21 protein-coding genes are annotated in these 25211 nt (G+C 65.4%); 11 read left to right on the top strand and 10 right to left on the bottom strand.

Translation table 11 applies throughout. From position 1 onward, the window contains the following. The first annotated feature begins 69 nt into the window (after positions 1 to 69). From ACHMXB_RS05270 to catC, 3 genes are read left to right on the top strand one after another with little or no spacing between them, the layout of a single operon-like run. Positions 70 to 1014, top strand: a complete 945-nt coding sequence (locus tag ACHMXB_RS05270) for a LysR substrate-binding domain-containing protein (protein WP_395405129.1) — start codon at positions 70 to 72, stop codon at positions 1012 to 1014. Continuing rightward, a complete protein-coding gene (locus ACHMXB_RS05265) occupies positions 1011 to 2114 on the top strand; it encodes a mandelate racemase/muconate lactonizing enzyme family protein (protein WP_395403381.1) in 1104 nt (367 codons plus the stop codon). The genes ACHMXB_RS05270 and ACHMXB_RS05265 overlap by 4 nt, the downstream gene beginning before the upstream one ends. A 27-nt stretch (positions 2115 to 2141) precedes the next feature. Next, positions 2142 to 2420 carry a muconolactone Delta-isomerase gene (catC, locus tag ACHMXB_RS05260; RefSeq protein ID WP_395403379.1) on the top strand — a complete coding sequence of 93 codons (279 nt, stop codon included), beginning with the start codon at positions 2142 to 2144 and terminating at the stop codon, positions 2418 to 2420. Between the two features lie 37 nt (positions 2421 to 2457). Here the strand turns inward: catC and ACHMXB_RS05255 are convergent, their stop codons facing one another. The 5 genes from ACHMXB_RS05255 to benA all read right to left on the bottom strand — a co-directional run bounded on the left by ACHMXB_RS05255 (position 2458) and on the right by benA (position 9868). Then, on the bottom strand, positions 2458 to 5289 hold the full coding sequence (locus ACHMXB_RS05255) for an AAA family ATPase (RefSeq protein ID WP_395403377.1): 2832 nt from the start codon (positions 5287 to 5289) through the stop codon (positions 2458 to 2460). Between the two features lie 54 nt (positions 5290 to 5343). Further along, positions 5344 to 6171, bottom strand: coding sequence for a 1,6-dihydroxycyclohexa-2,4-diene-1-carboxylate dehydrogenase (locus ACHMXB_RS05250; protein ID WP_395403375.1), 828 nt, complete (start codon positions 6169 to 6171; stop codon positions 5344 to 5346). Next, a complete protein-coding gene (gene benC, locus ACHMXB_RS05245; protein WP_395403373.1) occupies positions 6171 to 7742 on the bottom strand; it encodes a benzoate 1,2-dioxygenase electron transfer component BenC in 1572 nt (523 codons plus the stop codon). The genes ACHMXB_RS05250 and benC overlap by 1 nt, the downstream gene beginning before the upstream one ends. 123 nt (positions 7743 to 7865) lie before the next feature. Then, positions 7866 to 8402 (bottom strand): benzoate 1,2-dioxygenase small subunit, encoded by a 537-nt coding sequence (gene benB, locus ACHMXB_RS05240; RefSeq protein WP_395403371.1) that lies wholly within the window; start codon positions 8400 to 8402, stop codon positions 7866 to 7868. A gap of 80 nt (positions 8403 to 8482) precedes the next feature. Then, on the bottom strand, positions 8483 to 9868 hold the full coding sequence (gene benA, locus ACHMXB_RS05235; RefSeq protein ID WP_395403369.1) for a benzoate 1,2-dioxygenase large subunit: 1386 nt from the start codon (positions 9866 to 9868) through the stop codon (positions 8483 to 8485). A 327-nt stretch (positions 9869 to 10195) separates the two neighbouring features. On the opposite strand from benA, the gene catA reads away from it, so the two are divergent. From catA to ACHMXB_RS05205, 6 genes are all read left to right on the top strand, one after another. Next, positions 10196 to 11080, top strand: a complete 885-nt coding sequence (catA, locus tag ACHMXB_RS05230; RefSeq protein WP_395403367.1) for a catechol 1,2-dioxygenase — start codon at positions 10196 to 10198, stop codon at positions 11078 to 11080. A 178-nt stretch (positions 11081 to 11258) separates the two neighbouring features. After that, positions 11259 to 12485, top strand: coding sequence for a benzoate/H(+) symporter BenE family transporter (locus ACHMXB_RS05225; protein WP_395403365.1), 1227 nt, complete (start codon positions 11259 to 11261; stop codon positions 12483 to 12485). Positions 12486 to 13309: 824 nt separating this feature from the next. After that, positions 13310 to 14458, top strand: a complete 1149-nt coding sequence (locus tag ACHMXB_RS05220; protein WP_395403363.1) for a glutathione-independent formaldehyde dehydrogenase — start codon at positions 13310 to 13312, stop codon at positions 14456 to 14458. A 61-nt stretch (positions 14459 to 14519) separates the two neighbouring features. After that, positions 14520 to 15668, top strand: coding sequence for a zinc-dependent alcohol dehydrogenase (locus ACHMXB_RS05215; RefSeq protein WP_395403361.1), 1149 nt, complete (start codon positions 14520 to 14522; stop codon positions 15666 to 15668). A gap of 14 nt (positions 15669 to 15682) precedes the next feature. Beyond that, the gene (locus ACHMXB_RS05210) at positions 15683 to 16267 is read left to right on the top strand and encodes a hypothetical protein (RefSeq protein ID WP_395403359.1); all 585 of its coding nucleotides are present in this window, start codon (positions 15683 to 15685) and stop codon (positions 16265 to 16267) included. 360 nt (positions 16268 to 16627) lie between these two features. Beyond that, positions 16628 to 17629 (top strand): hypothetical protein, encoded by a 1002-nt coding sequence (locus tag ACHMXB_RS05205; RefSeq protein WP_395403357.1) that lies wholly within the window; start codon positions 16628 to 16630, stop codon positions 17627 to 17629. A gap of 141 nt (positions 17630 to 17770) precedes the next feature. Here the strand turns inward: ACHMXB_RS05205 and ACHMXB_RS05200 are convergent, their stop codons facing one another. Further along, a complete protein-coding gene (locus ACHMXB_RS05200; RefSeq protein ID WP_395403355.1) occupies positions 17771 to 18550 on the bottom strand; it encodes an IclR family transcriptional regulator in 780 nt (259 codons plus the stop codon). Positions 18551 to 18738: 188 nt separating this feature from the next. Between ACHMXB_RS05200 and ACHMXB_RS05195 the strand changes: the two genes are divergently transcribed. Next, positions 18739 to 19557, top strand: coding sequence for an Asp/Glu racemase (locus ACHMXB_RS05195; RefSeq protein ID WP_395403353.1), 819 nt, complete (start codon positions 18739 to 18741; stop codon positions 19555 to 19557). A 12-nt stretch (positions 19558 to 19569) separates the two neighbouring features. Beyond that, the gene (locus tag ACHMXB_RS05190; RefSeq protein WP_395403351.1) at positions 19570 to 20952 is read left to right on the top strand and encodes an SLC13 family permease; all 1383 of its coding nucleotides are present in this window, start codon (positions 19570 to 19572) and stop codon (positions 20950 to 20952) included. Between the two features lie 219 nt (positions 20953 to 21171). Here ACHMXB_RS05190 and ACHMXB_RS05185 read toward each other — a convergent pair whose 3' ends face one another. The 4 genes from ACHMXB_RS05185 to ACHMXB_RS05170 all read right to left on the bottom strand — a co-directional run bounded on the left by ACHMXB_RS05185 (position 21172) and on the right by ACHMXB_RS05170 (position 25207). Beyond that, the gene (locus ACHMXB_RS05185; protein ID WP_395403349.1) at positions 21172 to 21621 is read right to left on the bottom strand and encodes a flavin reductase family protein; all 450 of its coding nucleotides are present in this window, start codon (positions 21619 to 21621) and stop codon (positions 21172 to 21174) included. 77 nt (positions 21622 to 21698) lie between these two features. Next, complete coding sequence (locus ACHMXB_RS05180) at positions 21699 to 23180, bottom strand: NAD-dependent succinate-semialdehyde dehydrogenase (RefSeq protein ID WP_395403347.1); 1482 nt, start codon at positions 23178 to 23180, stop codon at positions 21699 to 21701. Positions 23181 to 23523: 343 nt separating this feature from the next. Next, positions 23524 to 24123 (bottom strand): helix-turn-helix domain-containing protein, encoded by a 600-nt coding sequence (locus ACHMXB_RS05175; protein ID WP_395403345.1) that lies wholly within the window; start codon positions 24121 to 24123, stop codon positions 23524 to 23526. 88 nt (positions 24124 to 24211) lie between these two features. Further along, positions 24212 to 25207 carry an ABC transporter permease gene (locus ACHMXB_RS05170; RefSeq protein ID WP_395403343.1) on the bottom strand — a complete coding sequence of 332 codons (996 nt, stop codon included), beginning with the start codon at positions 25205 to 25207 and terminating at the stop codon, positions 24212 to 24214. Positions 25208 to 25211 lie beyond the last annotated feature (4 nt).

Below are 25211 nucleotides of genomic sequence, written 5' to 3'. Positions count from 1 at the left end.
TAGGGTTATTCTTTGAATCAATACACGTCCAAGGCTGGCCCTTGGGATGACGCACGGGAGGGCACCACAGTGGACATCCGGCAGCTGAACTACTTCATTGCGGTGGCGGAAGAGCGGCATTTCGGCCGGGCGGCCAAGCGCCTCCACATGGCCCAGCCGCCCCTCTCCCAACAGATCCGCCAGCTGGAGGAGCAGCTGGGGGTCCGCCTGCTCAACCGCACCACCCGGCGCGTGGACCTCACGGCCGCGGGGCAGCTCCTGCTTGACCGGGGACGGCAGATCGTTAACGACATAGGGACGCTCGAGGCGGACGTGTACCAGGTGGGCAAGGGTGCCACCGGTGTCCTCCGGGTGGGATTTTCAGGGTCTGCAACCTACGGCGTCATGCCCCAGATCGCACGCCTTGCCAAGCAGGTCCTGCCCGGCCTGTCCCTGGCGTTGAACGGCGAGATGCTCACCCCGTCCATGGAAGCAGGTCTTCGCGACGGAACTTTGGACGCAGCACTGCTGCGTCCCCCCGTCTCATCCCAAGAGATCGACTACCGCGTCGTCGCCCAGGAGCCGCTGGTCGTCGCGGTTCCCTCATTCAGCGCACTGGCGGAGGACAGGTCGGTGTCGATGCATGAACTGCAGGATCAGGACTTCATCGCATATGCGCCCGAGTCCGTGCTCTACCGCATCACCTCCGACCTGTGCCGCCAAGCCGGCTTCCAACCGCGCATCACCCAGGTTGTTGGCGAGACCTCCACGATGCTGGCATTCGTTGCCGCCGGCGGCGGTGTGGCGGTCATGCCGTCCCGGGTGCGGGCTTTCCAGCTCGACGGCGTTGCTTACCGGGAGATCGAAAACGTCCCTTCCGTGGAACTCGCTGTCGCCTGGCTGCGCGGAAACCACTCCACCCTGCTGCAGAACTTTTTGGACGTCGTCGGCACCGCCATAGCCGCGCAGCCGCTGCCCGACCCGGCCGCCGGGCCAGTCCCGCTTCCCACCGATGAAAGGCTTTCCCCGTCATGAAAATCGCAGCCATTGAGGCGATTCCTTACTCGATCCCCTACCGCCACCCGCTGCATTTCGCCTCCGGATCCGTCCACGAGGCTGACCACGTGTTGGTCCGGCTCCGCACCGACGACGGCGTGGTGGGCCTCGCGGACGCCCCGCCGCGCCCATACACCTATGGCGAGACGCAAAAGTCCATCGTCGCGGTGGTGCAGGATATGTTCGCTCCGCAACTGGTCGGCGTCGACATTTTTGACCGGGAGAAGATCCAGGAGATCCTCTACCGCACCGTCCACAACCAGACCGCCAAGGGCGCCGTGGATATCGCCCTGTGGGACGTCATCGGCAAGACGCTGGGGCAGCCGGTGACCAAGCTGCTGGGCGGCTACACCGATTCGCTGCGCGTCTCCCACATGCTCGGCTTCAAGCCCGCCCAGGAACTGCTCGACCTGGCACTGGAGTTCCGCGAGACCTACGGCATCAACACGTTCAAGCTCAAGACCGGTCGGCGCCCCGTCCACCTGGACATCGAGGCGGCCCGCGTGCTGCGCGAGGGCCTCGGCGGGGACGCCGAACTGTACATGGACGCCAACCGGGGCTGGTCCGCGAATGAGGCCGCGGAGGTGCTGCGCCGCACCGCGGACTTGGGCCTGCAATTCCTCGAGGAGCCGGACGACGCCCGCGAAGTCCTGGGCCGCCGTCGGCTCGTTGCCAACTCCCCCATCCCCATCGCCGCGGACGAATCCGCCCCCAACCTCGGCGAGGCCGCCCGGGAAATCCTCAACGGCGGCGCCAACCTGCTGGCGGTCAAAACGGCCCGCTCCGGATTTACCGAGGCGGCCAAGATCGTGGGGATGGCCGAGGGCATGGGCATCGACGTTTACATCGGCAACCAGATCGACACCCAGGTGGGCACGGTGGCTTCGGTGGTGTTCGGCGCCGCGTTCGCCCACACTGCCAAGCGCGCCGCGGAACTGTCGAACTACCTGGACATGGCGGACGACCTGCTGGCCGAACCCCTGCAGATCATCGAAGGGCGCATCCGGGTGCCCGAGGGCTCCGGCGTGGGCACCGGGGTCAACGCGGAAAAGCTCGAACGCTACCGCAGCGACCGCTAAGCCACCCCCTCCACGAAAGGAAAATCAGTGAAGTACCTGGTCCATATGGACGTCAAACTGCCCGCAGACCTGCCCGCATCCGAGGCGGCTGAGATCAAAGCCAAGGAGAAGGCCTACTCGCAGGAGCTGCAGCGCTCCGGGAAATGGCCGGAAATCTGGCGCGTGGTGGGTGAATACGCCAACTACTCGATCTTTGACGTGGACTCCAACGACGAACTCCACGACATCCTGCAGAACCTGCCGCTGTTCCCGTACATGGATATCTCAGTGGTGCCGCTGGCCAAGCACCCCTCCGACGTTAAGTAGGGACCAGCACAAGTAGGAACCAGCCGGCCGTTCCGGGTCAGTCACTGGCCCGGAACGCGGCGGCGAGCTCGCTGCGGGACCGGATGCCCATCTTCCGGTAGAGCCGCGTGAGGTGGTACTGCACCGTCTTCTCTGCGAGGAACAGGGCGCGGGCCGCCTCCTTGTTGGTCGCACCCCCGGCCACGAGTTCGGCCACCGCCTGCTCCTGCGCGGTGAGCTGGACGTGGTGGTCCCGGGCGGCGGTCAGCACCGCGTCGGCAGGGTCAGGGAGATTTCCGACGTCGAGACCGGTCGCCTTGAGCTCCCTGTCGCAGCGCTCCACATAGGCGGCCGCGCCCAGTGAGTCGTAGAGGTCCCGCGCCGCACGCAGCACGGAGGACGCCAGCCGCCGTTTGCCCGCGCGGCGCATGCTCTGCCCGAAAGCAAAACTGATCCTTGCACGCAGGTAGGGCCGGTTGAGCCCGCGGAGGTGGCCCAGGGCCGCCTCGAAATGCTCCCTCGCAGCGTCGGGATCCCCCTGGGCCGCCAGCAGCCGGCCCCGCGCCCAGGCCATACGTGCCATGTCGGAGGGGACTTCGCGTTCGCGCCGCAACCCCTCGAAGGAGGTCAGGAAAGCGTCGGCGGTATCCAGCTGATCGGTCATCACCAGGGCGTTAACGTACGTGTCCTGCCAGGGCCAGAATGACACCCGGTCCTCGGTCCACGGGTCCAGTTGGGTCAGCGGCTGCAGCACGGCGAGGGCGCTTTCATAATCAGCCCGCGCCTCGTGGAACCGGGCCCGTGCCAGGCTGGCCGGCACCTGCATGGCCCGGTACGTTCCCGGCTGGACCGCGGCCTGGGAGACGTAATAGCGAGCGCGGTCCCAGTCGCCGCGCATCGACCAGAGCTCCGCGGCGGTCCAGTACAGCAGGGGCCGGATCAGGGGCATCCGGGAGGTTTCCAGGCGGACACTGGAGCGGGCGACGGTGGCCGCCGCGGCATCCCAGTTGCCCAGCACCAGGTGGGTGCGGGCCAGCCACGCCTCGGCCCACAGGGAGATCCGCAGGGACCCGCCGCGGTACTCGGTTGGGGCGGCGGACTCGAAGTTCACCAGGGCCGCTTCCACGTTGTCCATCCGCAGCGCCAGCCAGCCGGCGCCCATCTGCACCCGCTGCTTCTGCGCGTTCTCGGCGGCGTGCGCGAACGCCCGCTGGTATGACGCCTCCGCCTCCCCCAACCGGCCCCGCGCGTACAGGCCCAGGCCATAGATGGCTTCCGACTCGACGTGCGCCGGCGTCCCGGGCTCGGTCAGGGCCATCGCACGCTCCGCCCAGCCGGTGATCATCGGCCCGTCCCAGGATGCCACCCCGTGCAGGACGAAACGCTGTGCCACCTGGGCGGCGGCCTTCGGTTCCCGCTCCGGGTTGCTGGTGCGCCACGCCATTTCCAACTGGCTTTGGGCGCTGTCGTTCTGGCCGGACACCGCGGACAGGTAGCCCAGCACGGAGGAGCGCAGCGGCGAGGGCGGCAGGGCGTCAACGGCTGCGGACCAGGTCTGGGCCTCGGCTACGTTTCCGGCCCCCACCAGCGCGTCCACGCCGCGCAGGAGCCTGTCATTGCGCGCCCGGATATCCAACGAAAGCCGGGAAGCGGAAAACAGCGCCGTTGCGACGTCCTGCCATGCCCCCACGTCTGCCTGGCGGTTGGCAAAATCCTCGAGTTCTTCGGCCAGCGATTGGTCCGCGGCCGGCGTTGCCGAAACCCGATGCCCCAGTTTCTCGCCTTCCGGTTGCACGGCTTCGGCGGCCAGCCGGTGCAGCGCGATGCGGCGGCTGGGAACAACCTGCCCGTAAATCGCCTCGGCGGTGCCGGGTTCAACGAAGACGACGGCGGGGCGCGCCTGGTCCACGGACAGCCCCAGGAGGCCGGCGCGGTGGCCTTCGTCCAGGGCATCGAGGACGGACGCCACCCCGCTGACCGCGGCCACTTCCGCCAGTCCGGCGCTGCGCCCCAGCACGGACGCCGCCTCCGCAACGGCAACGAGTCCGGGCGAGGCGGCGTCCAGGACGCTGCGTACCCTGGCCCGGAGCCTGGACGAGGGCGGCAGCGAGGGGAACCAGGTCAGCCAGGTCTCCGGGGGCAGTTCGCGCAGCAACTCCACCACGGGCTGCGGCAGGCCGCCCGTGTGCCGGACCAGGCCGTGGGCCGCCGTGACGCTGAGGTCAATGCCGTAGAAGCGCCGGGCTACTTCCTGGACTTGCTGCGCGGTGAGCGGTTCCAGTGGGATCCGCTCCACTTGGTGCCCGGTCAGGAAGTCCAGGACGCCGGCGGGGATGCGCGGCGCGTCGGCTGGGTTCAGGGTGAGCAAGAAGAGGACCCGTTTGCCGTGCAGCCGGCGAATGACGAACGTGAGGATGCGCAGGCTTTCCACATCCAGTTTATGGACGTCGTCGACGGCGACCACCACGGTTCCGTGCGACTGCAGCCCTTCGAGGTGGGTGCTGAGGGTGGACGCGTAGTTGACCACCTGGTCCGCGCTCAGCGAGGCGACCGGCGCCGCCGGAAGGTGCGGGCCGCCGTCGTACGCTTTGGCCGACCGCAGCGGCGACGTAAGCATCAGCTGGGAGTAGCCGGCGAGCGCAAACTGGGCTTCCCACTCATCGCCCATGGCGGACAGGACGCGGACGCCGCGGATGCCCGTGCGGCAATGCTCCAGGAAGGATTCCAGCACCGCGGTCTTTCCGGAGCCGGCCGGGCCGGTGAGGGCCACGGTGGCCACCTTGCCCTTGCGGACGGTGCGGAGGATGTCCAGGAGTTCCTCGAACACGGCGTCACGGCCCACCAGCGGCGAATCCGCACCGATATCGCCTTGGACGGACCCCGCAGTCATGGCCGCAAGTCTACCGGAGCGCCCTGCCCGCCCCTTCCGGCGGGGGTCCAAGCGCTACCCCAGGTCCCCGCCGGCCACCGGGAGGATGCTGCCGGTGAGGTAGGACGCTTCGTCAGAGGCGAGGAACACGATGGGCGCTGCCTGCTCGTCCAGCGTTCCATAGCGCTTCATGAAAGACGACTCCACGGTCTGGTCCACGAGCACCTGGTACCAGGCCTTCTCGGTGGCGGATTCGGCGTCCGGACCGCGCTTGACCTTCCGCGAAGGGGCCTCAGTGCCGCCCGGCGCGGTGGCGACCACGCGGATGCCGCGGCCGGCCACTTCCATGGCCAGCGCCTGGGTCAGGGCGTTGACGCCGCCCTTCGCCGCGGCGTAAGGGACGCGGTGCATGCCGCGGGTGGCCACGGAGGAAACGTTGACGATGGTCCCGGAGCCCTGCTCGAGCATGGCCGGCAGTACCGCCCGGCAGCTCCAGAGGGTGGGGAAGAGCGAGCGGCGGATCTCCTTTTCTATCTTCTCCTCGTCGTATTCCTCGTAGGGGCGGGCCCAGATGGTGCCGCCCACGTTGTTGACCAGGATGTCCACCCGCCCGTGGGCTGCGAGCGCCGCCTTGACGGCCTGCACGGCGCCTGCGAACGTCTCCAGGTCCGCCGTGACGGACGTCGCCGAGCCGCCGGAGCCGGACGCCTTGGCGGCCTCCTTGATGCCGCGGGCCACGTCGTGGACCAGGTCCGCGCGGTCCACCAGGACCACTGCACCGCCTTCGGCGCCGATGCGTTCGGCCACCTTCTGGCCGATCCCCTGGGCGGCGCCGGTGACGACGGCGACCTTGCCGCCGAACCTGCCTGGGGTCACGAATTGCCCGGCGTAGGGTTCAGCCATCAGAGGGTGGCCTTGGCGTCGATGGCGTCGGCCATGGTGTCCTTCGCATCGTGGGCATGTGCGGTGATCACGGCGCGGAGGCGGTCCTTGTCGCCGCGTTCGAAGGCATCCACGATGTCCAGGTGGTCCTGGGTGACCCGTGCGAAGATCGGCGTTCCGGCTTCGAAGGCCGCGGCCATCTGGGCGTGCACGTCCAGGCGGCGGTAGGACTCCAGCAGCATGGGGTTGTCGCAGATCATGAAAAGGTACTCATGGAACTCCTCATTGGTACGCGCGAAGTCCTCGGCGTCGGTGATGTTCCCCCCGTCCACGGATGCCGTGGTGGCTTCTGCGAGCCGGCGGAACTGGCGCAGCTGCTCGTCGCTGAGCCGCCCGAGCAGCAGTTCGCTGACCGCAAGCTCCAGGCCCATGCGGGCGTCCAGCTGGGCGAAGCTGTCCTCCTTGCGGAAGTCCAGCCGCCCGGTCTCCAGCGAGGACACGGCCTCGCCGCGGCTCATGGTGTCGCCTTCGGCCTGGATCTTCTGGGCCGGTGCCGGCGCGCCCGTTTCGGCGTCGCCTCCGGTGCTCTCCTTCGGCGCGAACCGTTCGAAGTAGAAGTTGGCCGGCTGGATGCCTTCGGTGTCCAGCCACTTGGAGACGGCGTTGACCATGGGGGGCGGGCCGCAGAGGTAGATGTCCACGTCGCCCTCGTTGAGGTGCTTCGGTTCGATGATCTGGGTGACGTAGCCAGTGTGCGGGGCGGAGGTGCCGGGCTCGGAGGCGATGTAGTCCCAGGTGAAGCCGGGCAGCTTCGCTTCGTAGGCGCGCAGCCAGTCCAGGCCCACGATGTCCGCCTCGCGGGTGAGCCCGTAAATCAGGTGGACCGGGGTGGACGGCGGGTTTTCGGCAAGCTTTTCCAGGATGGACAGGAGCGGGGCCAGTCCTGTGCCGCCGGCCAGGAGCAGCAGGGGCCGCTTGGGCTCGCGAAGGAAGAACGATCCGTAGGGGCCGGTGAAATCGATGGAGTCGCCCACTGCTGCTCGGTCGCGAAGGTACTCGGACATGGCGCCCTGCGGGGTCACGCGCACCATGAAGGACGCGTCCTGGACCTCGGGGCCGCTGCTGAAGGAGTAGGAGCGCTCGGCGTCGGTTCCGGGGACCTTGAGGTTGACGTACTGTCCGGGCAGGAAGGCCAGCGCGTCCCGGTTGTCCACCTCAAGGGTGAAGGACACCGTGGTATCCGTATGCCGGTTGAGTTCCTTGATGGTGGAGCTGAAGGTAGCGGCCGCCGTCTTGGCCGATTCGGACGTAGCCGGGATCTGGATGGCCAGGTCGGACTCCGGGACGGCCTGGCAGGTCAGCAAGTAGCCCTTTTCAAGCTCCTCTTCGGTCATGGCGTCGTCGATGTAGTCCCCCGGGTCAAAGGAGCCGGAATCGCAGAACGCCTTGCAGGTGCCGCAGGCACCGTCGCGGCAGTCCGACGGGATGTTGATGCGCGCCTTGTAGGCCGCGTCCATGACGGTCTCATAGTCGCCGACCTTGATGACTTTTGTAACGCCGTCTTCGAAGCTGAGGGCTACTTTGTGGCCCATGGGTCCTCCTGACTGGGCGGGCGCGCCGTCGCGGCCCGGGAAAATTTGTGGCGTGCCCGGCGGGCACGGGTGTGGGAGCTGCCGTGCGGCGCCCGGGAATTCCCGGCCGCCGGTACGTGCAGATCAGATCATGTAGACGTCCACCACGTGGTGGATGTAGTCGTTCTTCAGGACCACTTTCTTCTTCAGGATCACCGGCTCCGGGCCGGAAAGGTCGATCGTGTAGAAGCTGGTGCCGAAGTACGTGTCCGTTGTGTTGTAGCGGAAGTAGAGGGTGAACCAGTTGAAGCGCACCTGGACCTGACCGCCGTCGTTCGCCAAAACCTCGATGTCCGTGATGTTGTGGCCCGTGCGCGGCTCGGGAAGGGAGGTGGCAGAAGACCGGTCGGTCTTGATCCGGAACACCCGGTCCTCGATGCCGCCGCGGTTGTCGTAGTAGATGAGGGAGATCTCGTTCTGGGGATCCTGCGTCAGCTGGTCGTCGACGTCCCATGCCGGCATCCAGAATTCGGAGTCCGGGTGGTAGCACTCAAGCCATTCATCGAACTGGCGGTCATCCAGCAGGCGGGCTTCCCGGTAAAGGAACGCCCGGACGGTCTCGAGGGTTGCGATCTCCTCCGCGGTCTTCAGGACCGGGGCGGTTTGGGTCAGGCTGGTCATGGGTTCTGCGCTCTCTGTGGTTCCGGTGGGGCTCTGGTTCCGTGGTCTTTTGGTTCCGGTCTTTTGGTTCCCGGCCGCTGTCAGGCGGTGGCGGGCACGGAATCCGGCGCGGAGCGTTCCTCGTGCTCCGCCAGGGCACGGTCCATGACTTCCTTCCAGTACCCGTGCTGGATGGGGTAAAGCCCTTCGTCTTCGGTGCGCACGCCGGAGGCAATCACCCTGGTCATGCCCAGGGCCTGGGCCTGCTCGTCAGGGCCCGTGATCTCATGGGTGGAGCCGCGGGTCATGTCGTTCCACGGGGCGCTGGTGGCCCAGTAGGTCTTGTTGCAGGAGCGGAATTCCTCCAGATCGTCCGGAGTGGCCATGCCGCTGGCGTTGAAGAAGTCCTCGTACTGGCGAATGCGCTTGGAGCGGTTCTCCTGGGACTCGCCCTTGGGTGCGATGCAGTAGATCGTGACCTCGGTCTGGTCCGCGGAAATCGGCCGGAAATGGCGGATCTGGGAGGAGAACTGGTCCATGATGTAGACGTTCGGGTACAGGCAGAGGTTGCGCGAGATGTTGATCATGAAGTTGGCCATCTCCTCGCCGTACTTTTGGACCAGTTCGTCGCGGCGGTCCCAGAGCGGGCGGTCCTCGGGGTTGGTCCATTCCTGCCACAGGAGCAGGTGTCCGTGGTCGTAGGAGTAGAAGCCGCCCTTGACCTTGCCCCACTTGCCGGCGTCCATGGCCTTGGTCTTGGTCGCGGAGTCACCGGCGCTGCGGCGGGCCGTGGTGGCTGCGTAGTTCCAGTGCACGGCCGTGACGTGGTAGCCGTCCGCGCCGTTCTCGGCCTGGACCTTCCAGTTGCCGTCGTAGGTGTAGGTGGAGGAACCGCGCAGCACCTCCAGGCCTTCAGGTGACTGGTCAACGATCGAGTCGATCACCTTGGTGGCATCGCCCAGGTGCTCCTCGAGCGGGAGCACGTCAGCCTTCAGCGAGCCGAACAGGAAGCCGCGGTAGGACTCGAAGCGGGCCACCTTGGTGAGGTCGTGCGAGCCTTCCTTGTTGAAGGTCTCTGGGTACCCGGCGTTCCGGGAATCCTTGACCTTCAGCAGCTCGCCGGAGTTCTTGAACGTCCAGCCGTGGAACGGGCAGGTGAAGGTGGTGCGGTTGTCGGTCTTGCGGCGGCACAACATGGCGCCGCGGTGCGAACAGGCGTTGACGAGGCAGTTCAGCTTCTCGTCCTTGTCCCGGGTGATCATCACCGGGGTGCGGCCGATGTACGTGGTGAAGTAATCACCCACGCTGGGGATCTGCGACTCGTGGGCGAGGTAAACCCAGTTGCCTTCGAAGATGTGCCTCATCTCGAGTTCGAAGATCTCCTGGTCGGTGAAGATCTCGCGTTTGGCCCGGATGATGCCGTTCTCACGGTCATCGATCACGGCGTCGGCTAGGACCTCGCGGGCATGGATCAGGTTCTCGGTCATGGCGTGCTCCTTTATTGGAGATTGCTGGACGGATGGGCGGGAGGTCCGGCCGGGCATCGGTGCCAGCGGCGGACGTTAGAGGCAATTCTTCCGGCTCGTGAGCCGACTCACATCAGGCAAACACCTAGGGTCGACCAAGGGTGCCTTTATGTACCGATAATGACAAAAAATGGGCACTATCGATATTTGTAGCGTCCTTATTCTCGGGCCTACGATGAGACAGACATCACGCGACGCCGCGTGGCAGCAGGTTCCCTGCGCCAGTGTCCCGCGGCGGGTGCAGGAGACCTTCCTGGCCCCTACTCAAAGACGAAGGTGGAGACCGCCATGACTGAGACCCAAGTGAATTCCCGGAACGAGAACGAGGGCACTGCCGTTGAGGCCGGCTCGAAGGCCACCGAGCGCTTCACCGCCTCCGGCAAGCTCTCGGAACTGCACGTGCCCAAGGAACGCGTGAGCCTGCTGGCCGGCGCCCTCATCAAGGCCGCCAACGACATCGTCGTGGAGCACCAGGTCACCTACGAGGAGTACAACGCGCTGAAGGCGTGGCTGATCAAGGTGGGTACCGACGGCGAGTGGCCGCTGTTCCTCGACGTGTGGCTTGAGCACACGGTTGAGGACGTCAACTCGCAGGAGCGCCCCGGCAGCAAGGGCACCATCGAGGGGCCTTACTACGTGCCCGGGTCCCCTGAGCTTCCCACCCCGGCAACCGTCCACATGCGCGACGGCGAAGAGGGCACCCCTCTGCGCTTCACCGGTCAATTCACGGACACCAACGGGAACGCCCTCCAAAATGCACAAGTAGAGATCTGGCACGCTGACGCCGCCGGCTTCTACTCGCAGTACGCGCCGGGCCTGCCTGAATGGCTCTTCCGCGCCACGGTCAAGGCAGATGACCAGGGCCGCTTCGAGATCAACACGATGCGCCCCGCGCCGTACCAGATTCCCACCGACGGCGCCTGCGGCCAGCTCATCGAGGCCGCCGGCTGGCACGCCTGGCGTCCGGCCCACATCCACATCAAGGTGTCGGCACCCGGCTACCAGCCCGTCACGCAGCAGCTCTACTTCCCCGGCGACCCGCACAACGCCGACGACATCGCGTCGGCCGTCAAGCCCGAACTGATGCTCGACCCCCGACCGCGCACGGACGGTGGAGCGGGCGAGGAGGTCGTCTACAACTACATCCTCGCCAAGGAAGGCCAGACCAGGTAGGTTATTGCCCTTCTTGTCTCATGCCGGGCTTGAACCCGGCAACGCCAGGCGCCCCGGAGCGGCATCTCCGGGGCGCCTGCCTTTTCTACCCACGCAGCCAGGAGCCAGGATGCCCAGTTCCCCCCAGGACCCAGCCCCAATCCACCCCCGGATCACAATCGCGCCGACTCCCGCGCCAGTGCAGCAACCGCTCCTGGAACGGCCCGGGGAACGTCCGGCCGGACCCCGCCGGTTCCTGCGCGACGTGGACCTGCCCTACCTGTCCAACGGCGCCATCGGACTGGTCTTCACCGCGTCCGGGCCCATCGCCGTCACCCTGGCCGTCGGCACGGCCGGCGGGCTGACCCAGGACCAGCTCGCCTCGTGGGTTTTCGGCATCCTGTTCTCCGGCGGCGCCGCGACACTCATCATGTCGCTCCTCTACCGCCAGCCGCTCGGGTTTGCCTGGTCCATTCCCGGCACGGTGCTGCTGGGGCCGTCGCTGCAGCATCTGTCCTTCCCGGAAGTGGTGGGCACGTTCTTCACGGCCGGCCTGCTCATCCTGGCCCTGGGCGCAACCGGGGCGGTACGGCGGATCATGGCCACAATTCCCATGCCGATCGTCATGGCAATGGTTGCCGCAGTCTTCCTCCGCTTCGGCACGGACATCGTTTCCTCAAGCCAGGCCAATCCGGCCATTGCCGCCCCGATGGTGGGCGCCTTCCTCCTCCTGACCGCCGTCCCCGCCCTGGGAAAGTTCCTTCCCCCGGTCCTCGGCACGCTGGTGGCAGGATGCCTGGCCGTGGCCGTCAGCGGGCAATTCGTTCCCAGCGGGCCGGGACCGCACCTGGCCGCCCCGGTCTTCACCCCTCCCGTGTTCACCTGGGCCGCGCAACTGGAGCTCGTGGTTCCCCTGGCGCTGACAGTGCTGTTCGTCCAGAACGGCCAGGGCATCGCCGTGCTCCGCGCCGCCGGGCACCGACCGCCCGTCAACGTTTTTGCGATTGTGTCCGGCACGTTCTCCGTACTGAACGCCGGCTTCGGCGCCGTATCGGCCTGCGTGACAGGCCCTACGAACGCCCTGTTAACGTCGTCAGGAGTTAAGGAACGCCAGTACACCGCGGCGGTGACCTATGGATGCCTCGCCCTGGTCTGCGCGCTGCTTGCCCCCACCCTGACCCGGCTCATGCTGGCCACCCCCAAGGAATTCGTCCTGGTCCTGGGCGGAATCGCGATGCTGCGGGCACTCCAGCAGGCGTTCGTGACCGCCTTCTCTACCACCTTCACCATGGGCGCGCTGGTGACCTTCGTGGTGACCGCCTCCGGCCTGGATCTGTTCAACATCCACGCGGCCTTTTGGGGCCTGGTCATTGGATACGTCGCCTCGCGGCTGCTGGAGCGCCCGGACCACGCAGGATTGAAATAACTACCGGTGCGTTTCTAAGAAGTCGGGTCAATGCCCGAGCGGCACCACAGCTGGCCCGTCCCGGCACAGGATTCCGGCGCCCACGTTTTCAGGCTCTCCGGAGACTACCCTTGAGGCATCTCAAGGGCTTACCGCGGACGTCGTCTCGAAACCCTTGCGATACGGTAAACGCGAGTTCTGAGATAGACAGCACTAGTCCCGGGCTCGGGAAGACCGACCTGTAGAATTCGGCGTTGTGCAGCGGTATTCTGTGGGCGAAAAAAGGGCGCATTGATCCAAGGGAGCGGGCAGCCGTCGTGGGTCCTCCACCAGCTGCTCCAGTGATTCCCCCGCCACTACCAGCCCGCCGCCGCCACTGTAACGACGCTCCCGAGGTCAGGCGGAATCCGCCGGCGCACCAAAAACACCAAAAATGAGTTGAGCGGTGATGTGCGGAGCAAGCCGACGGCTTGGGTTCAATGAGAGTCACAAGACCGCGCCTTCAACATGACGGAATACTCATCATCAGCGTTCGGTCCAGGGCGTCATTCGATGAGAGAAACCTGCACCTCTTTGCCGTGCATGGTTGACCCCTCGACATACTTCATCAGGTTGCTTAGCATTAGGGTTCGATAGTTAGCCTTTTCGCGAAGGGACTGGCCAGCCAGGTTTCCAGGGCAGCCAGTCACCTTAAATCTTTGGGCCTTCCGCCCACTTCGGGTGGACTCAGAGGTCCTATACGCATCCCACTCCCCCGTGGCTCACGCACGCGCACCTCGGTGACTTGTGCGCTGCACGACGCATGTGTGCTGCCGGCGGGGTTGACATAGGAAGAGAGCGGAACGATGAAGGCAGTAGTTTACAAAGGGCCGAATGACGTCAGCGTTGAGGAAATCCCCGATGCCAAGATTGAGCACCCCGCCGATGTGCTGGTGCGGATCACCTCAGCGAACATTTGCGGCTCGGACCTGCACATGTACGAAGGCCGCACCAGCTTTGAACCCGGGCGCTCTTTCGGGCACGAAAATCTTGGTGAGGTGGTGGAGACCGGCTCCGCGGTGAGCAAAGTTAAAGTGGGCAACCGTGTGGTGCTGCCGTTCAACATCTCGTGCGGTTTCTGCAAAAACTGCGAACGTGGCTTCACCAACTACTGCCTGACCATGCAGCCCGAACCGCAGCTCGCCGGCGCGGCCTACGGGTTCGCGGACATGGGCCCGTACCAGGGCGGACAGGCCGAATACCTCCGCGTGCCGTACGGGGACTTCAACTGTCTGCGCCTGGGCGAGGACTCTGTGGAGAAAGAACTCGACTACGTCATGCTCGCCGACATTTTCCCCACCGGCTGGCACGCCACCGAGCTGGCCGGGGTGTACCCGGGAGACTCAGTGGTCATTTACGGTGCAGGACCCGTGGGGCTCATGGCAGCCTACTCAGCCATTATCAAGGGTGCTGGCAAAGTCATGGTCGTGGACCGCCAGAAGGACCGTCTGAAGCTGGCGGAACAGATTGGTGCCATTCCTGTGAATGATTCGGAAGTGGACCCGGTGGAATTCGTCAAGGACCAGACCATGGGATTCGGCGCAGACCGCGGCTGTGAATGCGTCGGCTACCAGGCACACGACCCCGGCGGAACCGAACATCCCAACATGACCCTGAACCGGCTCGTGGACTCCGTGCGGTTCGTCGGCGGCCTGGGCGTGGTGGGTGTGTTCCTGCCGCAGGACCCGGGCGGCCCCGACGAACTCGAGCAGCAGGGCCAGGTGGCCTTCGATTACGGAAACTACTGGTTCAAAGGACAGACGATGGGCTCAGGCCAGTGCCCGGTCAAGAAATACAACCGGGCCTTGCGCGACCTCATCGCCGGCGGAAAGGCCAGCCCCTCCTTCATCGTCAGTCACGAGCTGCCGCTGGATCAGGCCCCCGAGGGCTACAGGAACTTCGACAACCGCGAAGACGGCTGGACCAAAGTCGTCCTCCACCCGGCCGGGGTCTGAGAGAGTCCGGAGAGGAGAAATTTTCGATGTCGAAACGAGCAATTTCCAGGACGTGGTCCTGATGCGCGCCATGGTGTACCGGGGCCCGTACAAAGTCCGGGTCGAAGAAAAAGACATTCCGAAGATCGAGCACCCCAACGATGCCATTGTGCAGGTCAGCAAGGGCGCGATTTGCGGGTCCGACCTGCACCTCTACCACGGCATGATGCCCGACACCCGGGTGGGGATGACATTCGGGCACGAGTTCGTCGGCACCGTGCATGAGGTGGGCTCCTCCGTGCAGAACCTGGCGGTGGGCGACCGGGTGATGGTGCCGTTCAACGTGTACTGCGGCTCCTGCTACTTCTGTGCCCGTGGCCTGTACTCCAACTGCCACAACGTCAATCCCAATGCGACGGCGGTGGGCGGCATTTACGGCTACTCGCACACCTGCGGCGGGTACGACGGGGGGCAGGCGGAATTCGTGCGGGTCCCCTTTGCGGACGTGGGGCCGTCGAAGATTCCTGACTGGATGGACGAAGAGGACGCGGTGCTGCTAACCGACGCCTGTCCCACGGGCTACTTCGGGGCCCAGCTCGGAGATATCGCGGAGGGCGACACGGTGGTGGTGTTCGGCGCTGGCCCGGTGGGGCTGTTCGCTGCCAAGTCCTCCTGGCTGATGGGCGCCGGGCGGGTGATCGTTATTGACCATCTGGAGTACCGGCTGGAAAAGGCAAGATCCTTCGCGCACGCCGAAACGTACAACTTTGCCGAGTACGACGACATCGTGGTGCACCTGAAGAAGGAGACCGATTACCTGGGGGCCGACGTCGTTATTGACGCGGTGGGGGCCGAAGCGGACGGCAACTTCCTCCAGCACGTCACAAGCAGCAAGTTCAAACTGCAGGGCGGCTCCCCCATCGCCCTCAACTGGGCCATCGACTCCGTCCGCAAGGGCGGCACCGTGTCCGTGGTGGGCGCCTACGGCCCGATTTTCAGCGCCGTGAAGTTCGGCGACGCCATGAACAAAGGCCTGACCCTGCGGATGAACCAGTGCCCGGTCAAACGGCAGTGGCCGCGGCTGTTCGAGCACATCCGCAACGGCTACCTCAAGCCCAGCGACATCGTCACCCACCGCATTCCACTCGAACACATCGCCGATGGCTACCACATCTTCTCCGCCAAACTGGACAACATCATCAAGCCGCTCGTTGTCGCAGGCCAGCCCTGAAGGGAAAGCTCACCATGTCCGACATAGCCACACCGTACGTTGCCGGCAAGCCCGCCCTGAAGAAGTCCGCGGAGGAGCTGCGGGCGCAGATCCCGGGATGGGGAGCTGACCTCAACCCGGGCGACCGGCCCTCCTACCCCCGCGAGCAACCTGGCATTGAGACCGGCGCGCACTGGGACTTCCCGGAGCGCCAACCGGAGAAATGGCCCCGGGAACGGTCCGTCGAACACGCTTTCCTCACCCCCGTTTTCGGCACATCGACACCTCCTGCCGGGGTTTCGGGAGCTATTCGGAAGTACGCCTACAAGTACAGCGAGGGCCGGGCCGCGCACTGGCTGCTGCTCATCGCCGCCGACCGGGTCGACGCCTGGGAACACCACCTCCGCTCGCTAGCAACCCTTCGCCCCGACAACCCCGTTACCGAAACCGGCGTCCTGAGCGAGTTCTCGGCCCACGGTGCCCGCTCACGGTTCGGCCAAAAACGCGCGGACGTGAACCACCAGTGGATCGACCCGTTCATTGTCGGCGGCCCCTGGGTACTGGCGGGCCTGGGTGCTGTTGCCGCGGTCCGGGCGCTGCGAAAGCATCGCACAGCCTGACAGCCATTCAGCCAGGGTGGCGGACCAAGGGTGTCACCAGCATCGCGTGCGCTGGTGACACCCGCACGTCATCCTTGGCCGAGGTTCGCGGGTAAGGACAATGGAGACCGCGATCAGGACTGGTTAAGAAATCGACAGGGACGCGTGCAGACGTATGTTGCGCGGGATCCGGAGGAGAAAACTCTTGCGAAAAAAACTCAACATCAACATCCCCGGCGTCCCGGCCAACGCCCCTCCCAGCCTGCAAGAACGCACAATTCCGCCTGTGCCGGCCAAGCCGGACCAGGGAGGCCCCAAGGCAGACGGTGGGTTTCCGGTGGCCGAGGGGGTCGGCGCTCCTGCCTTTTGCGGTGGCTTGCCGTGACCAAGCGGATCAGGGTCGGCTTGGTGGCGGACCCTGCCTCACCCACGGAGACCGCGCGCCTGCTAAGTGACCTCAAGCCGCCGGGCGGCGAAGACCGCCAGGGCTGGGACATCAAGGTCGTGAGCGAACCATTCGCCATGGATTGCGAGGACGTCGACACTGCCTTGGCACGGCTTCGGGATCACGCCCGTCAGCACGAATGGGACATCGTTATCGGGCTGACCGAACTTCCGTTCCGCGACGAGGCTGACGGCCGGTACCTGCTCACCGAGACCGACCCGCGGCAGCGGACAGCCCTGCTGTCGCTGCCGGCACTCGGCGGGTTCGGTATGCGGGCGCGCGCCCGGCATGCAGTGCGCGGGCTGGTCAGCGGCATGGCCAAGGATCCGCAGGCCGGGCACAGCGAGCCGATGCCCCGCTTCACCAGCCGTGGGCGGCTGCTCGCGGGAATGGTGCTGGCGAACCGTCCGTGGCTCCTCGTGCCTGGGCTCAAGTCCGCGCTCGTGGCCGCGCTGGCGACAGGGGCTGTGGCCACGATCAACTCAACGGTTTGGCTGCTCGCCGGCTCCCTGTCACCGTGGCGCCTCATCGTGGCGACGATCGCCTCCATTGCCCTCGTTGTTGCCTGGCTCGTGATCGACGGAGAGTTGTGGGACCGACCCGACGACGGCTCTGCGGACGCCAGGGAAAGGTCCCGCCTCTACAACACCTCTACCCTGATAACCCTGACCATCGGGGTAATCATCTGCTACCTGGCGCTCTACCTCGTGAACCTGGCCTGGGCACTATTTGTCCTTGACCCGGCCGTGATGGGCGGCTACCTCCACGCGACGCTCAGTTATGGCGACTTGTTCGTCCTGTCCTGGTTTGTCGCGTCGGCGGCGACCGTCGGTGGTGCCCTAGGCACCGGACTGGAGTCGGAGGAAGCAATCCGCGCGGCCGCGTACTCCAAACGCGAGGAGGAGCGCCGCAACCGCCTCGCAAGCGAGAAAACCTAGACTGCACGGGAACTGTGGTTTCGGAGCGCATGCTGGGGCCCTCGACAAAGGGTTCGTGGCCGTTCCGTACGTCTGGACGGGAGCCACCAGCCGGGAAGATGTCGTCCTGGAGGAGACGCGGATCGGCTACTGTATGGCCCGTTAGGCGTTCGCATCCTGATGGGCCAGCGCGGTGCTGGCAGCGGCGGCCGCCCGTGCCACGATGGGGCCGAGTCTGGGCGCGTCGGCGGGCGTTATGCGCTGGGTGGGAAATCCGAGGCCGAGAACGCCGGCGAGCCGGCCTGTGTGGTCAAAAACGGGTGCGCTGACCGACCCGACGTCTTCATTGCGTTCACCGAAGGCTGCGAAGTAGCCCTGCTCCCGGGCCGACTGCGCCTGTGCCCGGAGAAGCTCGAGAGTGTCGGGGGTGGCAGGGGTGTAGCGGGTCAATTCCGCTTCGGACAACGAATCCCAGGAGTCCTGGTCATAGGCCAGGAAGATCTTGCCTGGAGCTCCTGCGTGAAGGGGCATCACCATTCCGACCATGAAGGGCCGCATCACCACGTGGCGCGTTTCTGCGACTGCGACCACTGTACGGAACGCTCCGTCCCTGACGTAAAGACATGCGCTTTCACCTGTCTCATCGCGGAGTTGCTGCAGCACGGGTTTGACCAGCTTGACGAGGTCCAGGCCCAGGGTTCCGGGCGCGGCCCAGCGGACCATGCCGATTCCGATCCGGTACTGGTCTCCGTCGCGGTCCAGGAATCCTTCCCTGACCATGTTCTGAACGAGCCGCTGGCAGGTACTGGAAGGCAAACCTGTCTGCCGGATGATCTGCTGAAGGGTCGGCTCGGGTTCGGCGACGGAGAAACAGTCCAGGATCTCGGCGACCTTGTGAAGCACCAGAAGTGGTGAGGTGCCTGAGCCCTGTTCGGATGCCACGGAGGGTCCTTTCTGCTGTAATTTCCGATCTTGCGCGGATCCCATCCTAGACAGGCGGGTCGCCGGCTTTCCTGGCTCCTCGCACTGGCGGCCTGTGATCTGTTTGACATTCTACCAGTGAGACCCACATCATGGGATGGCAACCCGGATTATGGGTTTACCTGTCAGCACAACGTCGTGGAGAAACCATGAGCATTCCTGAAGTCACCTGTGAAACTGCCGCCGAACCCAAGCGCCCGGGCGCGTCCCGCGTCGGCCTGATCGTTCCCAGTTCCAACACCACCATGGAAACCGAGCTTCCCGAGCTCTTCCGCCGCCAGTCCGAGGCCACCGGGCACAAGTACACCTTCCACTCGGCCCGGGCGGGCATGAAGAACGTCAATCGTGAGGAGCTTCTCGCGATGGTGGGCAAGGCTGCCGGCTGTGCCGAAGCGGTGTCGGACGCCGATGTGGACGTCATCGCCTACGCCTGCCTGGTCGCCGTGATGGCGCAGGGGCCCGGGGCACATGCCGGATCGGAAGAGGTCATCGCCGCTGCGGCCGCCGGAAACGGGCATCCGGCACCGGTCACCAGCAGCGCCGGAGCGCTGGTGCGGACCCTGCAGGAGATGGGCGTCCGCAAGGTTGCCATGATCACCCCGTACATGAAGCCGCTGACCCAGATGGTGGTCGAGTACATCGAGGGCGCCGGAATCACCGTCCTGGACGCAACCAGCCTCGAAGTAGCCGACAACCTGGCCGTCGGCTGCCTGGACCCGCAGAACCTGCCGGGCATTGCGCGTAACCTCAAGCGCGAAGGCGCCGAGGCCATTGTTCTTTCCGCCTGCGTCCAGATGCCCTCCCTTCCCGCGGTCCAGGCCGTTGAAGATGAACTCGGCCTGCCCGTCATCACCGCGGCGACGGCCACGACGTACGAAATCCTCAAAGCACTCGGGCACACTCCGGCCATCGCCGGCGCCGGCAGCCTTCTTTCGGGAACCCGTGCCCTGACCGGCGCGACCATCTAAGCGGACGCCGCCATGTCCCTTTCCCTCATTGCGTTCTTCATCCTTGTTGCCGCCTTTGCCATCGGATCGTTTACCAGGATCAACGCCGGACTGATCGCCCTCGTCGCCGCCTTTGGCGTCGGCACTCTTCTGGTGGGCATGCCCATCAAGGACGTCATCGGCCAGTTCCCTGCCGGCCTGTTCTTCATCCTCGTCGGCGCCACCTTGCTCTTCGCCATCGTGAGGATCAACGGCACCATTGACCTGCTCGCCTACTGGGCCGAACGCCTCGCCGGCGACCGCAAGGTGCTCGTTCCCATTCTGATGTTCCTCCTGACGGCGGCACTGGCCTCCGCGGGGGCCTTCACGCCGGCCGCCATCGCGATCGTCGCCCCGGTGGCCCTGGCGCTCGGTCTCCGGTTCGGCATCAGCACCCTGGCCATGGGCCTGGTCATCGTCCAGGGCGCAAACGCCGGCGCCTTCTCTCCGGTCAACCCCTTCGGCGTGCTCGCCAACGTCATGCTCAATGATGCAGGGGCATCCGGCGATTCCCTGAAGCTGTACCTTTACTGCTTCGTGTTCAACGCCGTCCTCGCCGTCCTTGCCTACGTCCTCGTGCAGTCGATCATGAAACACCGCGCTGCAAGGGAAGGCGGCCCCGCAACGGGCACGACCGGAGCCGATGCCAGGCTGGACCCCGTACATCCCGGGGCGGCCCGGAGCCCTGCCGGCGACCCGGGGACCTCGGTCCTCACCATTGCATCGCCGGCACAGGTAGGCACAGACCCGGCCCTGCGTCAGCGCCCGGTCAAGGTGGCGGCAACACCAATACGCATCCTGACCCTGATCGGGCTGGTGGCGTTGCTGGTACTGACGACCGTCCTGGGCATCGACGTGGGAGTGGCGTCCCTCGTCGTCGCCCTGGTGCTGATCTGCGTGAAGCCCGGCGTGCAGAAGCCTGCCGTGGAGAGCATGCCATGGTCGGCCATCATTCTGGTCACCGGCATCGTCACCTACGTGGGCCTGCTTGAAGAAATGGGGGCCCTGAAAGAACTGGAGGCCGGTATCGCGGGCCTGGGCGACAGTTCCCTCGCCGCCCTGATTGCCAGCTATGTGGTGGCGGTCGTCTCCGCCTTCGCCTCCACTACCGGCACCCTCGGCGTGATCAGTCCGATCGTCACGCCCATCGCCATGGACCCAGTACTCTCCCCCATCGGAGTGATCACGGCGATCGCCATCAGTTCCTCCGTGGTGGACGTCAGTCCGATGTCCACCAGCGGGGCGCTGCTCATGGCCAGCGCCCAGCCGAAGGATGAGCGGATGTTCTTCCGGGCCCTGTTGCTCTGGGCAATCGCCATGATCGGTGTCGTGCCGCTCCTCGTCTGGCTCATCTTCGTCCAGCTCGGCCTCGGCTAACCAACAAGCCCCGTTGCGGGGAGCCCGGGACCATACAGGCACCCCGCAACGGCTCAGTCCTCCGAGCGGTTCTTCCGGCGGAATCCGCCAGGCCAATCGGCCCTGCGGATGCGCTTCAGTTCCCTCACCGACCCCGTAGTGCCCCACTCATCAAGCCCTAACCGTGCCAGAGCTTCAAGCAGATCGATGCCGGGGTGGCTGCCATCCAGAACGTCCGAATCAACTACGGCGTGGGTGACCTCCCCGAAGACCAGAACGCAGTCCCCGACCGGCAACGTACTGTGCAGCCGGCACTCCAGGGCCGGCCGCGTCGAACTCACTCACGTCCGGGGGAAAGTTCGTGCCCGTCGCATTAACCTCGGCAATCAGCCCGGCAGGCGCCAGGTTCACCACAAACTCTCCCCGCGAACGGATATTGCGCAGCGAATCCTTCTCTCCCACCGAGGTGAACTGGACGATCGGCGGATCCGCTGATGCAACAGTAAAGAACGAATGCGGAGCAAGATTGTCCACGCCCTCCGCCGACCTGCTCGAGATCCACGCAATCGGACGGGGAACAACAACGGCCGTCAGGAGCCGGTAAAAATCCCGCGATGACAGTTCGCCGGGATCAAAGTCTTTTCGCATGACTTCAGCCCACGCAGGCAACATGGCGGCGAAGGCATTCATAGGTCGTGCGGTTGCGAGAGCATTCGCCTTCCCATCCCAACCCGTGGTCTTTAGGGCTTGCGAGGGCCGTGCGAAAGCTAGCCGGCGTAGGGGTCGGCGATGCCGATGTACTGGGTGTAGAGGTATTCCTCGATGCCCTCGAGCCCGCCCTCACGGCCCAGGCCGGACTGCTTGACGCCGCCGAAGGGTGCCGCGGCGTTGGAGACGACACCGGCGTTCAGGCCCAGCATCCCGGTCTCTAGCCGCTCGCCCATCCGGATGCCACGGTTGAGGTCCTTCGTGAAGACGTAGGCCACCAGCCCGTATTCGGTGTTGTTGGCCAGGCGCACGGCCTCGTCCTCGGAGGAGAACGTGATGATCGGGGCGACCGGGCCGAAGATCTCCTCGGACAGGATACGGGTTCCCTCGGTGACGCCCTTGAGGATGGTGGGCTGGTAGAAGTAGCCCGGCCCGTCCACGGGGGCGCCGCCCACCACAGTTGTGGCACCCGCGGAGACCGCATCGGTGACCAGTTCGTGGACCTTGTCCCGGCTCTTGGCGTCGATCAGCGGGCCCACCTTGGACTCGGGCTCGGTACCGCGGGCGGTGGTCATGTCCTTCATCTTCGCGGCGAACTTCTCCGCGAACTCGTCGGCGACGGACTCGTGCACGATGAACCGGTTCGCGGCGGTGCAGGCCTCGCCCATGTTCCGCAGCTTGGCCAGCATGGCACCGGCGACGGCGGCATCGACGTCGGCGTCTTCAAACACCACGAACGGGGCGTTGCCGCCCAGTTCCATCGAGGTCCGCAGGACCGTCTCTGAAGCGTCCGACAGCAGGCGCCGGCCCACCTCGGTGGAGCCGGTGAAGGAGAGCTTGCGCAGGCGCTGATCCTTGACCAGCGGACCGGTGGTGGCGCCGGCACTTGATGACGGAATGACATTCAGGACACCTGCCGGCAGGCCGGCTTCCTGCATCACGGCAGCGAACAGCATCGACGTCAACGGGGTGAGCTTCGCCGGTTTGAGGACCATGGTGCAGCCGGCGGCGACGGCGGGGGCGATCTTGCGGGTGGCCATGGCCAGGGGGAAGTTCCACGGTGTGATCAGCAGGCAGGGGCCCACCGGCTTCTTGGTCACCAGCAGGCGGGACTTGCCGTCCGGGGAGACGGAGTAGCGGCCGAAGGCGCGGACGGCTTCCTCGGAGAACCAGCGCAGGAACTCGGCGCCATAGGTGACCTCGCCGCGGGCTTCGGCCAGCGGCTTGCCCATTTCCAGGGTCATCAGCAGAGCGAAGTCCTCGGCCCGCTCGGTGACCAGGTCAAAGGCCCGGCGCAGGATCTCTCCACGCTCCCGCGCCGGGACCTTGGCCCAGGACTCCTGGGCAGCGGCGGCCGCGTCCAGCGCAGCCATGCCGTCCTCGGCGGAAGCGTCGGCGATGCACAGCAGGATCTTGCCATTGGCAGGGTCCTCGACGTCGAATGTCTTGCCCGACGCCGCGGGACGCCACTCGCCGTCGATCAGCAGGCCGGTCGGGACGGCCGACAATATTTCATTCTCACGCTCTAAGGCCATAGACATGTATCTCCTTATTGAATTCCTTGGTGGCGCCGCATTGGCGCAGTATTTGGGGAGTAAGACCCGCCGCCGGGATGAGGGCAGGCCGCCTGTGCGGGTTCCTGCTGGTCCCGGTGGCGATCCTGCCGATGGGAGGGACTTTAGCCGTAGCTGCAGTAGTACCCACCGTTATCTGCTTTCCGAGCACTCCAAGCGGGTGGATAGCACTATCCCCGGCCTGCCCTGACGGAATGTTGCCCCAGTTATCCATGACGGACGAGATCCGCTCCCGCGGGAATCAGCGCAACCCGCAGCGTTTCCGCACCTCAGGCTCAAGGCTTGCAGTGGGGATCGGGAACGCGGCAGCCTAGTGCCGGTGGGCGGCCTGTGTTGCCGAGATCCAGAGCCACCGTGCCGGCACCGACCCCGGGTTCCGGTAAGAGTGCGGCGTTCCGGGGTCGATCAGGACGGATTCGCCTGCCTGCAGGTTGTAGACGGCTTCCCCTGATTGGAGCTCGAGTTGCCCGTCCAGCATTACGAGGCATTCTTCCTCGTCCGGGTGCGCGTATGGTGCGACGCGGGAGCCCTCGCCGGGCTCCAGCACCGCTTCGATGACTTGGATCGTTTTGGCGTTCGCAGGGGTGACGAGCCGGTCCCGGTAAACGCCTGATGGGTGCTTCACGAGCGTCGGGGGTGCGGGGCTGGCTGCCAGGTTTGTTTCATCAGCTTCGGCGAGCAGCAGCGACATGGGAACATTCAGTGCCCCTGCTATCCGCAATAGCGACGAGAAGGAGGGGTTGGCTTTTTGCCGTTCGACCTGGGAAATAAACCCTTCGGAAAGCCCTGTCTGTCGCGCCAGCTCGAGAAGGGTCACGTCCTTGGACCTGCGGATTCTGCGGATACTGGGGCCAGGGGATGTAGCGGCGGGGGTGCCTCCGGAGTTGGCCGTAGGCTCCGCGTCTTCCATGCCGATTGCTCCTTCGCCGATTGTGCCTGCCTGATGACGGTCAGTACATGACCATATCAGTGGGAATGTTGTGCAACGGAGTGTGCCCTCATGCCACTCTCTTGAGCCTTTCAGCGGCTACGGCGGCTATCAGGACCATGCCAATGACAAGTTCCTGGATATAGCTGGAGACGTGGAGCAGGTTCATGCCGTTGCTCAGCACACCCAGGAAGAGGACTCCGAGTACGACCCGCCACAGGACGCCTTCACCGCCGAAGAGCGAGGTGCCGCCGAGCACGGCAGCGGCGATGGACAGCATCACAAAGCTTGCACCCAGCGATGCTTCTCCCGAGCCCACACGGGCGGTGAGGAGGATGCCTGCCAGGGAAGCCAGGACGGAACACAGGACAAAGGCCAGTATGACCGTTTTCTTCACGTTGATTCCCGCCACCAGCGCCGCAGCCCGGTTGCCTCCGACGGCGTACATGTTGCGGCCCGGCGCGGTGCGGGACATAAAGACCCCCATCCCGATGGCGATAACGACACCGAGGAGCACCGGCACCGGAATCCCCAGAACGGAGGACGTGGCCAGCACGTCGGAAAAGATCATCGGGAGCCCGATGATAGGGGCGCCCTTGGAAATGATCAGGGCCAGGCCTGTCAGCACAGAGGTGGAACCGAGCGTGGCCATGAAGGATGGAACCTTCCAGAAGGCCACGATGCAGCCGTTCACCAGTCCAATCACGACGCCGAGCAGGAGACCGGCTCCCAATCCCAGCAGGACGCTTTCGGGGCCGCCGGAGCTTGCCGCGGTCACGGAGGCCACCACCACGCTTGTCAGCGCGACGGTCGCCCCGACTGACAGATCCAGCTGCGCATTGATCAGGACGATCATCTGCCCCATGGCAATGAGGAGAAGGAAAACGGACTGGCGGGCAACGTTGAGCAGATTGGAGCCGTCCACAAATCGCGGTTCCACGATGGCAAAGACAACGCACATCAGGATCAGCAGGGCGGGCAGGAGGCCTGTGGTCAGGACGAACTGCACGCTGCGCCGGGCGGTGACAGGGGTAGCTGGGCGTTCAGGACTAAGTATTGTCGTCAAAGGT

Source organism: Arthrobacter sp. UC242_113, assembly GCF_044054585.1.
Taxonomy (GTDB): domain Bacteria; phylum Actinomycetota; class Actinomycetes; order Actinomycetales; family Micrococcaceae; genus Arthrobacter.
Note: the sequence above shows the minus strand (reverse complement) of the source record. Positions and strands in the feature narration are given on the sequence as shown.

Excerpts from the sequence above, each read along its gene's own strand:
- ACHMXB_RS05185 (WP_395403349.1), bottom strand. The coding sequence starts at position 21,621 with ATGAATGCCTTCGCCGCCATGTTGCCTGCGTGGGCTGAAGTCATGCGA.
- ACHMXB_RS05220 (WP_395403363.1), top strand. The coding sequence starts at position 13,310 with ATGAAGGCAGTAGTTTACAAAGGGCCGAATGACGTCAGCGTTGAGGAA.
- ACHMXB_RS05255 (WP_395403377.1), bottom strand. The coding sequence starts at position 5,289 with ATGACTGCGGGGTCCGTCCAAGGCGATATCGGTGCGGATTCGCCGCTG.
- ACHMXB_RS05250 (WP_395403375.1), bottom strand. The coding sequence starts at position 6,171 with ATGGCTGAACCCTACGCCGGGCAATTCGTGACCCCAGGCAGGTTCGGC.
- ACHMXB_RS05265 (WP_395403381.1), top strand. The coding sequence starts at position 1,011 with ATGAAAATCGCAGCCATTGAGGCGATTCCTTACTCGATCCCCTACCGC.
- catA (WP_395403367.1), top strand. The coding sequence starts at position 10,196 with ATGACTGAGACCCAAGTGAATTCCCGGAACGAGAACGAGGGCACTGCC.
- ACHMXB_RS05195 (WP_395403353.1), top strand. The coding sequence starts at position 18,739 with ATGAGCATTCCTGAAGTCACCTGTGAAACTGCCGCCGAACCCAAGCGC.
- benA (WP_395403369.1), bottom strand. The coding sequence starts at position 9,868 with ATGACCGAGAACCTGATCCATGCCCGCGAGGTCCTAGCCGACGCCGTG.
- ACHMXB_RS05180 (WP_395403347.1), bottom strand. The coding sequence starts at position 23,180 with ATGTCTATGGCCTTAGAGCGTGAGAATGAAATATTGTCGGCCGTCCCG.
- benC (WP_395403373.1), bottom strand. The coding sequence starts at position 7,742 with ATGGGCCACAAAGTAGCCCTCAGCTTCGAAGACGGCGTTACAAAAGTC.
- ACHMXB_RS05215 (WP_395403361.1), top strand. The coding sequence starts at position 14,520 with ATGCGCGCCATGGTGTACCGGGGCCCGTACAAAGTCCGGGTCGAAGAA.
- ACHMXB_RS05210 (WP_395403359.1), top strand. The coding sequence starts at position 15,683 with ATGTCCGACATAGCCACACCGTACGTTGCCGGCAAGCCCGCCCTGAAG.
- ACHMXB_RS05190 (WP_395403351.1), top strand. The coding sequence starts at position 19,570 with ATGTCCCTTTCCCTCATTGCGTTCTTCATCCTTGTTGCCGCCTTTGCC.
- benB (WP_395403371.1), bottom strand. The coding sequence starts at position 8,402 with ATGACCAGCCTGACCCAAACCGCCCCGGTCCTGAAGACCGCGGAGGAG.
- ACHMXB_RS05175 (WP_395403345.1), bottom strand. The coding sequence starts at position 24,123 with ATGGAAGACGCGGAGCCTACGGCCAACTCCGGAGGCACCCCCGCCGCT.